The organism is Desulfolithobacter sp., assembly GCF_054025815.1.
Genome location: NZ_JBPMMS010000035.1, coordinates 119,322 through 133,035 on the forward strand (window position 1 = coordinate 119,322; position 13,714 = coordinate 133,035).

Annotated in this window: 12 protein-coding genes; 9 read left to right on the plus strand and 3 right to left on the minus strand. The window is 55.9% G+C overall.

Translation table 11 applies throughout. The features are described from left to right. Positions 1–59: 59 nt before the first annotated feature. The 4 genes from ACXJJY_RS10450 to ACXJJY_RS10465 all read left to right on the plus strand — a co-directional run bounded on the left by ACXJJY_RS10450 (position 60) and on the right by ACXJJY_RS10465 (position 3,952). Entirely contained in the window at positions 60–902 is an 843-nt protein-coding gene (locus tag ACXJJY_RS10450; RefSeq protein ID WP_456387507.1) for a glycosyltransferase family 2 protein, read from the plus strand. A 101-nt stretch (positions 903–1,003) separates the two neighbouring features. Continuing rightward, complete coding sequence (locus tag ACXJJY_RS10455) at positions 1,004–2,137, plus strand: SPL family radical SAM protein (RefSeq protein ID WP_456387509.1); 1,134 nt, start codon at positions 1,004–1,006, stop codon at positions 2,135–2,137. Between the two features lie 135 nt (positions 2,138–2,272). Next, complete coding sequence (locus ACXJJY_RS10460) at positions 2,273–2,686, plus strand: single-stranded DNA-binding protein (protein ID WP_456387511.1); 414 nt, start codon at positions 2,273–2,275, stop codon at positions 2,684–2,686. Positions 2,687–3,013: 327 nt separating this feature from the next. Then, on the plus strand, positions 3,014–3,952 hold the full coding sequence (locus ACXJJY_RS10465) for a DnaJ C-terminal domain-containing protein (RefSeq protein ID WP_456387513.1): 939 nt from the start codon (positions 3,014–3,016) through the stop codon (positions 3,950–3,952). A gap of 121 nt (positions 3,953–4,073) precedes the next feature. Here the strand turns inward: ACXJJY_RS10465 and ACXJJY_RS10470 are convergent, their stop codons facing one another. Then, complete coding sequence (locus tag ACXJJY_RS10470) at positions 4,074–4,601, minus strand: 3-isopropylmalate dehydratase small subunit (protein ID WP_456387515.1); 528 nt, start codon at positions 4,599–4,601, stop codon at positions 4,074–4,076. A gap of 76 nt (positions 4,602–4,677) precedes the next feature. Beyond that, positions 4,678–5,961: a 3-isopropylmalate dehydratase large subunit gene (locus ACXJJY_RS10475; RefSeq protein WP_456387517.1), complete on the minus strand. Its 1,284-nt coding sequence runs from the start codon at positions 5,959–5,961 to the stop codon at positions 4,678–4,680. Positions 5,962–6,191: 230 nt separating this feature from the next. On the opposite strand from ACXJJY_RS10475, the gene ACXJJY_RS10480 reads away from it, so the two are divergent. The 5 genes from ACXJJY_RS10480 (at position 6,192) to ACXJJY_RS10500 (ending at position 12,848) form a co-directional block, all read left to right on the plus strand. Further along, complete coding sequence (locus ACXJJY_RS10480) at positions 6,192–7,979, plus strand: extracellular solute-binding protein (RefSeq protein WP_456387519.1); 1,788 nt, start codon at positions 6,192–6,194, stop codon at positions 7,977–7,979. A 14-nt stretch (positions 7,980–7,993) separates the two neighbouring features. Next, on the plus strand, positions 7,994–9,196 hold the full coding sequence (locus ACXJJY_RS10485) for a response regulator (protein ID WP_456387521.1): 1,203 nt from the start codon (positions 7,994–7,996) through the stop codon (positions 9,194–9,196). A gap of 13 nt (positions 9,197–9,209) precedes the next feature. Continuing rightward, positions 9,210–9,701 carry a tRNA (adenosine(37)-N6)-threonylcarbamoyltransferase complex ATPase subunit type 1 TsaE gene (tsaE, locus tag ACXJJY_RS10490; RefSeq protein WP_456387523.1) on the plus strand — a complete coding sequence of 164 codons (492 nt, stop codon included), beginning with the start codon at positions 9,210–9,212 and terminating at the stop codon, positions 9,699–9,701. Between the two features lie 2 nt (positions 9,702–9,703). After that, complete coding sequence (locus ACXJJY_RS10495; protein WP_456387586.1) at positions 9,704–10,927, plus strand: EAL and HDOD domain-containing protein; 1,224 nt, start codon at positions 9,704–9,706, stop codon at positions 10,925–10,927. A 166-nt stretch (positions 10,928–11,093) separates the two neighbouring features. Beyond that, positions 11,094–12,848, plus strand: coding sequence for a YcaO-like family protein (locus ACXJJY_RS10500; protein ID WP_456387525.1), 1,755 nt, complete (start codon positions 11,094–11,096; stop codon positions 12,846–12,848). A gap of 209 nt (positions 12,849–13,057) precedes the next feature. Here the strand turns inward: ACXJJY_RS10500 and ACXJJY_RS10505 are convergent, their stop codons facing one another. Next, positions 13,058–13,714 (minus strand): hypothetical protein, encoded by a 657-nt coding sequence (locus tag ACXJJY_RS10505; protein WP_456387527.1) that lies wholly within the window; start codon positions 13,712–13,714, stop codon positions 13,058–13,060.

Here is a 13,714-nt window from a genome sequence, read left to right on the forward strand (position 1 = left end):
TATACCCGAGACCACAAGGTCTGTGCCATAACAAATTCCCGTCCATTGGCCTAAGTACCATGATTTCAGTCATCATTCCCACCTGTAACCGGGCCGTTCTCCTGAAAAAGGCCCTGGAATCGGTCCTGGCCCAGACCCGGCCACCGGATGAGCTTCTGGTGGTGGATGATGGTTCCACCGATTCCTCGGCCGAAGTGGTGGCCTCCCTGGCAGCCGGTGCGGATTTTACGGTGCGTTATTTCTATCAGGAAAACCGGGGCGTCTCCGCGGCCAGGAACCTGGGTCTTCACAATGCCCGGGGAGACCTGATCTGCTTTCTCGACTCTGATGACCAGTGGGTCCCGCAAAAGCTGGAGGTGCAGAGCCAGGCCATGGATCGCATGTCGGATTACCTGATTTCCCATACCCGGGAACTATGGTTTCGCCAGGGCAAACGGGTGAACCAGAAGAAAAAGCATGATCCACCCCACGGAAATATTTTTTCCCGCTGTCTGAGCATGTGTGTTGTGGGTATGTCTACTGTTATGGTTCGCCGGGAGTTTTTTGACCGCTTCGGCTTGTTTGACGAAGAGCTTGTCTGTTGCGAAGATTATGATCTCTGGCTTCGGGCCAGTGTCCATATCCCCTTTCTGCTGGTCGGCGAACCACTGACAGTCAAGGACGGTGGACGGCCTGATCAGCTTACAGCTGTTCACCGTCAGGGCATGGACAGGTACCGTATCCGCGCCCTGGTCAAGTTGCTTGAAAGCGGCCTTGAGGACCGGGAAATGTTCCGCATGACCCTGGCTGAACTACGCAGGAAGTGCACCATCTACGGGCGTGGCTGTATCAAGCATGGCCGGAGCAGGGAAGGGCGGTACTATCTCACGCTCCCGGACCGGTTTGCCGGAGCAGACACCTGATTGCATCCTGATTCGAGCAATTCATCCGCTGTTGAGCCTGGACAGCTATAAGGTGTGATGGACTTCCTCCGAGACCATCCCGCATATACAGAGGTTTTTTTATGTCGTACGGTGATCCATCCACCCATGTCACCCATCTCTACGTGAACCGTGACTGCAGCGATCTTCCCTATGCACGCGAGATCATCGATCGCAGCAGGTTGCCTGTAACCGTCCTCGATGAAGGCCAGGTGCCTGAGGTGCCGGGAAGGTATCCTGATAACCTGACCCGCGGTAAACATCATCTTTTGCTCTGCCGGAACCGGGGCGCTTTTTTCAAGCCCTGTCCTGCGACCAGGGAGTACCGCTGCTGCGAGTACCAGGTCCTCAGTGTGGGGATGAACTGCCCCATGGACTGCGTCTACTGTATTCTCCAGGCCTATCTCAACAATCCGTGGCTCTCGGTGTTTGTCAATATCGAGGATATGTTCGCGGAACTGGACCAGGCACTGGACCAGGCCGGGCCCGGGGAGTTTTTCCGCATCGGCACCGGTGAGTTTACCGACAGCCTGGCCCTGGACCGGCTGACCGGACTGAGCCGCCACCTGGTGGAGTACATGGCGGGCAGGGCCGCAAAAAAGGAAAACTGTGTCCTGGAGCTTAAAACAAAGAGCGTGGTGATCGACAATCTGCAGGGGCTCGACCACCGCGGCCGGACCGTGGTGGCCTGGTCTCTGAACAGCCCCGCGGTGATGGGCAGCGAGGAAATCCGGACCGCCAGCCTCGATGAACGCCTCCAGGCCGCAGTCACCTGCGCCGAATGGGGTTACCACCTGGCCTTTCATTTCGACCCTGTCATCTGGCACGACGGCTGGGAACAGGGATACAGGGAGACCATTGACCGGCTTTTTGCCACAGTCCCGGCCGAACGGATCGCCTGGATCAGCATGGGGGCCCTGCGCTACCTGCCACCCCTTAAAGGTATCGCCGCCACCCGTTTTCCGCGCTCGCGTTTTTTTTACGAGGAGTTTATCGACGGGCTGGACGGTAAGGCCAGATATTTCATCAGCCGGCGGATCGAGATGTACAAGGTGCTTGCCGACGCGCTCCTGCCACGGCTCCATCCACGGACCTGTCTCTATTTCTGCATGGAAAGTGATCGGATATGGCGGGAAGTACTGGGCTTTGCCCCCGGAGAACGCGGTGGCTTGCCGGCCATGCTGGACAGGACTCTTTCTGGTGGTGATTGTCCATAAGATGGTGTTTTGGCACAGACACCTGTTCATAAACAGGTGCGAGAACAAAAAACGCGCTGGATTTTTATCCAATGACAGGTATTATACATCTGATAAAATTTTCACGACACCCAAGGTAAACGTAAGGATGGAAAAATGGTTAACAAGGTGATATTAATAGGTAATTTGGGAGCTGATCCCGAGATTCGCTACACTCAGAGCGGCACGCCGGTTGCCAACTTCAACCTGGCGACATCTGAGACATGGCGCAATCAGGACGGGACCAAGGAAGAACGCACCGAGTGGCATCGGATCGTGGCCTGGCGTCGGCTGGCAGAGATCTGTGGCGAATACCTCAACAAGGGCACCCGGGTTTATATCGAGGGGTCCATCCGGACCAGAAAATGGGAAGATCGGGACGGGAATCCCCGTTATACTACGGAAATCGAGGCCCGGGAAATGAAGATTCTTTCGCCCCGTTCCGGTGGCAGCGGCGGAGGCGGCACCTATGCCCAGGAACAGTCATCCTACGAGCCGCCTCCCGGGGTTGGCGACGACGTTCCCTTTTAGCCGGCTGTTTGGCCTGAAAGCGCCACCGGGTATGAACCGGACTGCTTTAGCGAAAAGAGCGATGTTCTCTGTCGGCACATCTATTTACTGAATTTTACTGATAATCACAAAGACAAAGGAAAAAAGTTTCGCGGCGGTTTTTGCAGAATGGTCGGTTCGACTGTGGAGCTGCCGGTATAAGGTGGAAGGGGAGACCTTTCCACCTTTTTTGCGTCTGCAAAATGGACAAGCTGTAAATCGGTATTATAGTTTAGGCGCAATGAATCTGTTTGAAAAGAACGGTTATTATAGTCAACTCGTACACAGAAAAGACACAGCACAATGTCCATGGATTATTACGAGGTTCTTGGTGTTTCAAAGACCGCCTCAGCCGTTGAAATTAAAAAAGCCTACCGTAAACTGGCCCTTAAGTACCATCCTGATCGCAACAAGGGCGACAAGACGGCCGAGGCCAAGTTCAAAGAAATCAACGAGGCTTATGCGGTGCTCTCTGATCCGGAGAAACGCAAGCAGTATGACACCTTCGGCTCCACCGAGTTCCATCAGCGCTATTCCCAGGAGGATATTTTCCGGGGCTTTGACATCAACGACATCCTGCGCCAGTTCGGTTTCAGTAGCGGCTCGTTTCGGACCAGCGGGAGTTTCCGCTCTTCCCAGGGAGGCAATCCCTTTGAATCGATCTTTGGCCATGCCGGCGGCATGGGTGGCGGCTGTCAAAGCGGGAGCTGCCGGACCCAGGCTGTCAAGGGCGCGGACATTACCTACGAGCTGAGCATCTCCCTGGAGGATGTGCTCCACGGGGCGGAAAAGACGATATCACTGCGCCACAACGGTACCACCGAGAATGTCTCGGTCAAGATACCCAAGGGTATCGAAGCCGGCAAACGGCTCCGGCTCACCGGCAAGGGCCGGCCCGGTTCAGCCGGCGGTCCTCCCGGAGATTTATACCTGAAAATAAACATAGCCCCCCACCCGGATTTTGTCCGGGATGGGGACGATCTGCTTGTCGAGCGCAAGATTCCGTTCAGCCAGGCATGTCTCGGTACCACGGTCAAGATCACCACCCTGGAGGGCAAGACCTTCAGTGTCAAGGTCCCGGCCGGAGTGCAGCAGGAGTCCAGGCTGCGGATCAAGGGCTACGGGTTGCCGTCCGGCCCCATTGGCCGGCGGGGTGACATCTATGTCCGGATCCTGGTTCAGATTCCGAAGAAACTGACCCGGGAGCAGAAAAAGCTGGTCAAACAACTTGCTGAGGTGGGCTTGTAGGGTAGAACGATTACTGGCGCATGAACGCCAAAGGCCGCCTGGCCCGGGGACTTTTTTTCTTTTCTCATCCCCGGGCCAGGCGGCCTTTTTTGGTGATTGTAAACGGACGTAGCCGAAGGGGTTAATAGTTTTGATCTGCGTAGGCGAGCCAGCCGCCGGCGGCTACCAGCTTCTTGTCAAAGGGGTTGAGGCTGAAGGAGCAGGTCACCGACTGGTCGCCCGCGGTGGCGGTGAGCTCTTCGCGCTCCAGATCCACTCGGATGAAGACCTTGCCGGGCAGTGCAAAAAGTCTGTCCAGGTCAGCCGGGTCGAGCTCCACGGCCAAGATGCCGCAGTTGAACATGTTCTGCCTGAAGATACGAGCAAAACTCTCGCCGATCACCACGTTGATGTCATTGACCTCCAGGGCCCAGACCGCGTGTTCCCGCGATGAACCACAGCCGAAGTTGGAACGGGTCACCAGGACGCGGGCCTCCTGCAGCTCCTCGCTCGCCGGATCAAAGTTTTGGCCTTCCAGGTGCAGGTCTTCGAGAAGGTGTGGTTTCAGCGCTTGCTTGGAAATCTCTGTCAGGTATTTTGCCGGAATAATTTCATCGGTATTGATGTCGTTTCTATCGATAAAAAATGCCGGTCCACCGAATTCTTTCATATTCTCTCTCCAGGGTTGGCTCTGCCGGAGTTGCAGGTTGCGGCCTGCATGCAATACATGGGCAGGCTCTCACAAGTTACAGAAACTGTCGCGGATCGGTGATCTCGCCGGTAATCGCGGCCGCCGCCGCACTGAGCGGACTCATCAGGTGCACCATTCCGCCCTTACCCATGCGGCCATTGAAATTACGGTTGGTGGTCGAGGCGCAGACCTCACCTTCGGCCAATACACCGCTGCTCATGCCGAGGCAGGCGCCGCAGGTGGGGTTGAGGACGCAGAAGCCGGCGTCCATGAAAATCTTGATCAGCCCTTCGTCCAGGGCCTGGGAATAGATAGTCGGCGTGGCCGGGGTCAGGATGCCCCGGACCGTATCGGCAATGGTTCGTCCCTCGAGGATGGTGGCCGCGGCCCGGATATCCTCGATACGGCCGTTGGTGCAGGACCCGATGTAGATCTGATCCACCCGGGTGCCGGCCATCTCGCCGATATCGCGAACCTGGTCAGGTTTGAAGCCAAAGGTCACCTGGGGCTCCAGGTCAGAGACATCCAGGATCAGGGAGGCTGCATAGTCGGCATCGGGGTCTGAATGCCATTTTTCGAAATCCTCCACTGCCTCCTCAATGGATTCATAGTCATTTTTTATAAACTCCCACAGGTAGCGGGCCGTGGTCTCGTCGGGCAGGCAGAGACCCGAAGTGGCTCCGGCCTCCACTGCCATATTGCAAAGCGTCATCCGTGAAGACATGTCCATCTTCTCCACGACCGTGCCGCTGAACTCCATGACATGGTCCGTGGCACCGTTGACGGTCAGTTCCCTGATGATCCGCAGGATAACATCCTTGGCATAGACCCCTTCGGGCAGGGTGCCGGTGATCTCGATTTTCATGGACTTGGGAGCGCGGAAGGCGCAGACTCCCTTGAGGATGCCCACTTCCAGGTCAGTGGTTCCTACTCCGGCGGCAAAGGCTCCGAAGGCACCATGGGTGCAGGTGTGGGAGTCGCCCATGATGACCGTGTAGCCGGGGCGGATGAAGCCTTTTTCAGGAAACAGAGCGTGGCAGACTCCGTTGCGGCCGATATCAAAAAAATCCTTGATGCCGTGCCGCCGGGCCCATTCACGCATGATTTTGGACTGGGTCGCGGTCTTGGAGTCCTTGGGTGGGGTGACATGGTCGATGACGGCCTTGATCTTGTCCGGATCAAAGACCCGGTCCATGCCCTTGTCCATGAGATCCATGATGGCTATGGGAGTGGTGATTTCATGGCACATGACCACGTCCAGATCCAGCACCATGTTATCCGGGGTCGGGGTATCTCGAAGGTGGGCTTCAAATATCTTCTGGGTAATTGTTAGTCCCATTCCTGTCCTCCATGGGATGATGTGCAGGAGGCTGAGGGGGTGGACACCCCTTCAGCGCTGTACGCGAAATTAAAAAAAATGAATCCTTCATGTTACACCTGTGCCGAAATTTGGTCAATTGTTTCCGGGAATTTCTTTTCCCGTCTCCACCGTTGTTGACCGGGGTTGAATCAGGTGTATAATACGAGAGATACGCTCACCCTGTAACTTTTTCCCTGACCATGGATTTCATGCCTGTTTTTCAATGGATCTTTATCCTGTTTTTCTGTTTTTTCTCTCCGCTCAAGGCCCTGGCGGCGCACGGAATCAGTCTTGACGGCAAACTGAAGTATCCTGCTGATTTCACCCGGTTCGACTACACATCGGACAAGGCCCGCAAGGGGGGGCGCCTGATCCTGCATGATCTTGGCAGCTTTGACAAGCTCAACCCCTTTACCCTCAAGGGCAACGCACCCTTTGGCCTGGAGATGTTTGTCTTCGAGACCCTGGCCGTGGCCAGCCTTGATGAGCCGTTTGCTGAATACGGACTGGTGGCCAGTGATATTGACCTGGCCGGTGACCGGACTTCGGTGACCTTTACCATCGATCCCAGGGCCCGTTTTTCCGACGGTACGCAGGTGACCCCTGAGGATGTGAAATTTTCTTTCGAGATCCTCAAAAGTGATAAGGCGCATCCCTTCTATCAGATCTATCTCCAGGATATTGCCGGTACCAGGATACTGGACGACCGCCGGATCCAGTTTCTCTTTTCCCGTCCCAACCGGGAGCTGCACATGATTGTCGCTCAGCTGCCCGTCCTGAGCAAAGCCTTCTATACCCGCCACCCCTTTGACTCTCTGGACGACATGCGAACCCCACCACTTGGTTCGGGGCCTTACGTGGTGGCGTCGGTGAAGCCGGGCAAATCGATCACCTACAAAAGAAACCCCGACTACTGGGCCGCAGAACATCCTGTACGACGTGGAATGTTCAACTTTAACACCATCACCATCAAGTACTTCAAGGATCAGATCGTGTCGGTGGAGGCCTTCAAGGCCGGCGAATTCGATTTCATGGTGGTCAATATCGCCAAACAGTGGGTGCGGGATCTCAAAGGTCGACGTTTCGACAATGGCGAGCTGGTGAAAAAACGGTTTCCGCACAGGAATAATGCCGGCATGCAGGGTTTTGTTTTCAACACCCGTCGGTCTCTGTTCCAGGATCCTTTGGTCCGCCAGGCCCTGGGCCTGGCCTTTGACTTTGAATGGACCAACCGAACCCTGTTTTTCAACCAGTACACCCGCAGCAACTCCTATTTTTCCAACTCGGACCTGGCAGCCACCGGTCTGCCAAAGGGCCGGGAGCTCAAGTTACTGGAACCGTACCGCGACCAGTTGCCGCCCGAGGTGTTCACCACTCCGCTTGCACCGCCGTCCACCAATCCGCCAAACAGTCTGCGCCGCAACCTTGTCCAGGCCCGCAAGCTGCTCATGCAGGCCGGATGGCAGGTTAGGAACGGTCAGCTTCAGAACCAGGCCGGCGAACCCTTTCAGTTCGAGATCCTCCTTGTCAGCCCCTCCTTTGAAAGGGTCATGGCCCCGTACGTGAAAAATCTTCATAAACTCGGTATCAAGACCACCTACCGGACCATTGACGCGGCCCTCTACACTGACCGGATTAAAAATTTTGATTTCGATATGGTGGTCAACGTCTTTGGCCAGTCCCAGTCGCCGGGCAATGAACAGCGCGACTACTGGTATTCCTCCTCGGCTGCGCGCAAGGGATCGAGGAATCTGGCCGGAGTGCGCTCGCCTGTGGTGGACGCACTGGTAGATGAGATTGTCTACGCCTGGACCAGGGAGGAGCTCACCGCTGCCTGCAGGGCACTGGACCGGGTCCTCTGGTACGGGTACTACGTGGTGCCCAACTGGTATCTCGCCAGTCACCGACTGGCGTATTCTTCCCGGTTCCACCAGCCCGAAACCCTGCCTCTGTACTATAACCCCTACCAGCTGCTCATGACCTGGTGGATCGAGTAAAGGGGACACTGCAGATGATATCAGGACACATTCCAGGCTCCAGTCCGGATCGACAGATCAAGGTACTCTTTGTTGACGACGATCCCATCAACACCACAAGCTTTGTCGTCAGCTTCAGCGACCAGTACGATATTCTGACCGCGGCTTCCGGCGAGGAGGGTCTGGAAATCTTTCAGCGGGAAAAGGACATCGCCATTGTCCTCTCGGACCAGAAAATGGACGGGATGAGCGGGGTGGATTTTCTCTGCCGGGTCTATGAGAAAAGCCCGGAGGCCGTGCGCATCATCGTTACCGGTTATGTGGATGTGTCCGATATCATTGACGCCATCAACAAGGGTCATATTTATCAGTATGTGCTCAAGCCCTGGGATATCGTCCAGCTGGGATTGATCCTCGATCAGGCGGTACAGACCTGGGTGCTGACGAAGGAAAACATGTTGCTGGCCGAGAAGCTCAGGCGCAACAACGAGCTCCTGCAGGCAACCAATGAACAGCTGCGCAATTCTGAGGAACGGCTCCGCTTTCTCTCCTCGGCCCTGATCAAGGCCCAGGAGAATGAGCGCAAGCGAATTTCCATGGAGCTCCACGATGAACTGGGGCAGTCGCTGGCTGCGGTCAAGCTGCAGATAAAGGTGCTGCAGAATAAACTGCATGGTTCCAGTGAGATGTCGGAGAGAGAGATCAATGGAAACCTGGAACAACTCCGCAGTGTTCTTGACGAGATTATCGAAAATGTTCGCCGGCTGTCAAAGAACCTGAGCCCTGTGATCATCGATGACCTCGGCATGGATGCGGCCATCGAGAATCTGGTCCTCAACTTCAGCAAGATCTACGGTATCCGCTGCTCTTTTCATCCCTGTCCGCTGGGGCACCTGTTCGGCCACGACGCCCAGCGGTTGATCTACCGTTTGATTCAGGAGGCGCTCAACAACGTGGGCCGCCACTCCAATGCCCGGACCGTGGACATCTTGTTTCTGCTTGACGGGGAACAGCTCGTTATCCGTCTCCAGGATGACGGCGATGGATTCGACCTGGAGGAAATCGAGCAGCAGGATGCTTCCGAACGGGGAATCGGCCTGACCGCCATGACCGAGAGAACCAACATGTTAGGGGGTACGGTGCAGATCAAATCGGAACAGGGGCAGGGAACGCTGGTTGTTTTTGACATTCCGATCCCGGCCGAGAACAGTCAGTCCCAGAAAAAGAGCAGTGGTTGATTCGGGAGACTACATGATTCTTTATCTCAGGTCGTTGACCGATACTGAAATATTCGGTCGCCTGGTGGGAACCCGCTCCCGGCCCGGCGATCTGATCCTGCTCTCCTCTGACCTGGGCGGGGGCAAGACCACGCTGACCCAGGCCATTGCCAGGGGGCTCGGCGTGCCCGGAGAGCAGTATGTTTCCAGCCCCACGTTTGGCCTGCTTCATGAATATCACGGCCGATTGCCCCTTTACCACATGGACTGTTACCGGCTCATGGGGGAAGACGACATCCTGGCTGCCGGCCTGGACGAATACCTGGACACCTCCGGAGTAACTGTCGTTGAATGGCCGGAACGGCTCGGCAGCCTGGTGCCGGGGGAGCGGCTGGAGATCACTCTTGTGCGCGGTCCCGATGAGCAGGAACGAACAGTGTACCTCAGGGGCCGCGGCGGGGACTGGCCTGAACGGGTCGCCGATATCCTTGAATCCTTTGTTCATGAACAGGAGAGACCCCTGTGAGCATGGATGTTTACCTGGCCCGGCAGCCAATCTTTGACCGGCACAAACGGGTCTTTGGGTACGAGCTTCTTTACCGCACAGCCGGGCAGAATATCTGCCAGGAAACCGACGGGGACCTGGCCACTACCAGGGTGGCGGCCAACAGTCTCCTTTCCATCGGCATGGAGACCCTGGTCGGCACCGGCCGTGCCTTTATAAACTTCACGGAAAAACTGCTTCTGGAGAACCTTCCGTCCATTTTCCCCCCGGACATGATTGTTGTGGAAGTACTTGAGCACGTACCGCCAAGTCCGGAGATCACCGCAGCCTGTCAGCAACTCAGGGAGCAGGGGTACGTGCTGGCCCTGGATGACTTTGTCTTTTCCCCTGGTATGGAACCGCTCATCGATCTGGCCGACATCATCAAGGTGGATATCATGCAGACACCCCTGGACAGGGTGGAAGACATCTGCCGTTCCCTGCGGGGACGCGGCATTCGCCTGCTGGCAGAAAAGATAGAAACCTACCAGGAGTTTGACCAGGCGGTCCAGCTGGGGTTCAGCTATTTTCAGGGATACTTCTTCCGCCGGCCAGAAGTCCTCAAGCGCCGGGAGGTTGGCTCGACCAAGCTCAACCTCTTCAACCTGCTTGCCGAGGTGAATAAACCTGGTTTTTCCATGGGCCGGATCGAAGAACTGGTCAGCTCTGATGCATCGCTTTCCTACAAGTTGCTCCGTTATATCAACTCGGCCTATTATTCCCTGGTCAGCGAAGTAACCTCCATCCGACATGCTCTGATCTATCTCGGAGAAAAGGGAATACGGCAGTTTGTCTCCCTGGTAGCTACCAGTTTCATGGCCGGGGACAAGCCCGAAGAGCTGCTGCGGGTCTCGGTAATCCGGGCCCGGCTCTGTGAGCTGCTGGCAGAGCGCGGGCGGATGGCCGAGGACAAGAGTAATTATTTTCTTCTGGGTCTTTTTTCTCTCCTGGATGCCATGCTGGACACCGAGATGGAAAACATCATGGAACAGTTGCCCGTAACCACAGAGATCAAGGATGCTCTCGTTCATCGGCGCGGGCCCATGCGCCCCCTGCTCGAAGCGGTGATCGCCCAGGAACAGGGAAACTGGGATCAGAGTCGAAAACTGCTGGTCGATATCGGGGTGGACCCTGATGAAATAATGCAACTCTATCTTGAGTCCATCGCCTGGGCTGACATGTTTACCGCTGGAATCCAGAAGGAATAAACAGAAGTCGGTGATGGAAAAAATTCGCGGATAACCTGTCTTCTCCAATTCCTTCTTGCATGAATTGTCATTTTATGCTCAGTATAGCCGGAACAAATAAACCACAATGTGGGATGAGCTGAAGATGGGTCCCACTCTTTTTACTAACCAAATACCAACAGTTCTCATGAAAAAACAACCAATACGCATTTCAAGTTGCCAGAAGGTGTACACCTATGACCAGGACAAGGCCTGTACGCCGGAAGAAACCGTTGCCCGCTTCCACGAGCGGCTCAAGGCCACAGGCCTTGACATCCTCAAAGAGGTCCGTCGCATTGACACCGGGAGACTTGATATCCCGGTTTATTTCAGTGTTTGCGGAGAGGACGCCCTCAAGACCATCGGCACGAAGAAACAGATGGGCAAGGGCTCGACCCCGGAGCAGTCCAGGGCCAGTGCCTGCATGGAGCTTGGCGAGCGGTTCAGTTTTTTCAGCTTTCTGAAAAATCCCGATAATTTTGTCGTCGGGGACTACCGGACCATGCGCGAGGCCGGCTATCCGGTTCTTGACATTGAGGTCCTGCTCCAATCAGTACACGACACCAAAAATGATTCCGGGTTGCTTGAGAATCTTCTGGAAGGTTTGCCCATGCGGTGGACCTGGGCCACCTCCCTGACCCGCGAAACCGAGATACTGGTCCCTTTTTCCTGGTTCTACGCCATCAACGAGTTTAATGGCCCTTCGGCGGGCAATACTTATGAGGAGGCGATTCTCCAGGGAATCTCCGAGATCGTGGAGCGTCATGTCTGTGCCGTGGTGACCAGGGAAAGGATCAGGACCCCGGGGATCGATCCTGATTCGGTCACAGATCCGGTGGCCCGGCGGCTGATCGAGCGGTTCCAGAGGTGCGGTATTAAGCTCTACCTCAACGATTTTTCTCTGGATACAGGCATGCCCACTGTCGGTGCTCTGGCCTGGGACCCTTCCACCTTCCCGGAAAAAAGCGAGATCGTCTATACCGCCGGCACCACGCCCAACCCGACCAAGGCCCTGATCAGGGCCCTGACCGAGGTCGCACAACTGGCCGGTGATTTCAATACCGAGGCCAACTATGTGGCTTCCGGCCTGCCCAAGCCCTTGAGTTTGGATGAGGTGGACTACGTGGTTCGGCCGGAGAGAAAAATCCGTCTCGATGAGATGGTTGATATCAGTGCGTCGGACATGCGCCAGGAAATCGTCAACTCCCTGCAGGCCCTGGAAAGGATCGGCATGGAAGTCCTGGTGGTCAACACCATCCACGACAAGTTGCAGATCCCGGCCATCTACACGATTGTGCCCGGGGCCCATTTCCGGGAGCGGGCCGCTGGTGGCGATGCGGCGCTCTTTGCCGCCAAACTGGCAGCCGAGCTGCTTGAACCGGCAGCCCTGGAAGGGAAACTTTCAGCCATGCAGCAGATTCTGCCCGAGGCGTATTATCTTGAGTTCTACCGGGGCCGTAATCTTTATGACCAGGGGATGGTGGAAGAGGCACTGGGCTGTTTTGACCGGGCTCTTTTGCGTAATCCCGAAGAGGAAGACTTGCCCTATATATACTCCTACAAGGGATGTTGCCTGCGGGATCTTGGCCGGTGGAGCGAAGCGGTGGAGGCCCTGGAACTTGGTCGGAGGCTCGATGATGAGCGACCCGACATCCATAACATTCTCGGTGTCTGTTACTTCAAGCAGGATAACCATGAGCAGGCGGTCTTTCATTTTTCCCGGGCTGTGGAGCTTAATCCAGTATCGGCCATTGATTATGCCAACCTGGCCATCAACCTGGAACGGCTCGACCGGCACGACGAGGCCATCCACAACTACCAGATAGCCCTGTCCATGAATCCTGACATCGAGTTCGCCCAGGCCGGGCTGGCTCGTTTACTGGAGAAAGAGGTCGAGGCCTGACCCTGACCGTTTCAAGGTTTGGGAGAAGAGGAGTTTGAAAAGATCCGGTCGCTTTGGCGACTGGATCTTTTTTGTTGTCCTTTTTCGGAATTTACTGTCAACTCCCGGCAAAGTTGGTAACGGACGGCTGTCCGGTCGATCAAACCAGACTTTATTGGCCAGTCAGCACTCAGCCATTTCTGAACAGTGATGGATTTCCCGCAAGTTTATCAAAACAGGGAGAGCCTGACATTCCAGCCGTTGCGAAGGATTTCATTGACCACCGGGTTGAGAAGTTCGGCAGGGGTGAAGTTGTAGTCGCCAGGTTGTGTCTGGCGATAAATATCCAGGCTCCAGTCCTTTCCCAGGCGGATGCCGAAAAAGGGCCGGGGAAACCCCAACCAGCCCTGTTTCACCTTGATCGGACACAGACTCAGGTCAACCGACCTGCTCCGGCCGCTCACGATCACGGTCCGGGTGGCCGGATCGAAGCGGAGCTTGAGCTCAAAGAGTCGTTTGAGCCCCTGTTGTTCCATCCTTTCACACCACAACCCCTCTTCACAGCGCCAGGAAACAAGGAAGGTTTTTCTCTTTTTCCGGATCCGGACAGGACTGGCGTGCATGTCGTTGACCGAAAGCAGCAGCGACTGAAGAAGTTCCGGGGGTACCGGCTCGCCTTTACCCGGGAAGAACCAGAATTTCCGGACGATGCCGCTGAGCAGCAGGGGGAGGGAGAGGGCAAAAAGAGACAGCCAGATCATGAAATAGGTGAGAAACTGGCCGGCGGTCATTTGATCTCTGGCCAGTAAACCTGGCCAGAGAATCAGCCAGTAGGCCAGCAGCAGGGGCAGGGTGGCGCCGATTGTCTTCAGGTAGCGTCCGATCAT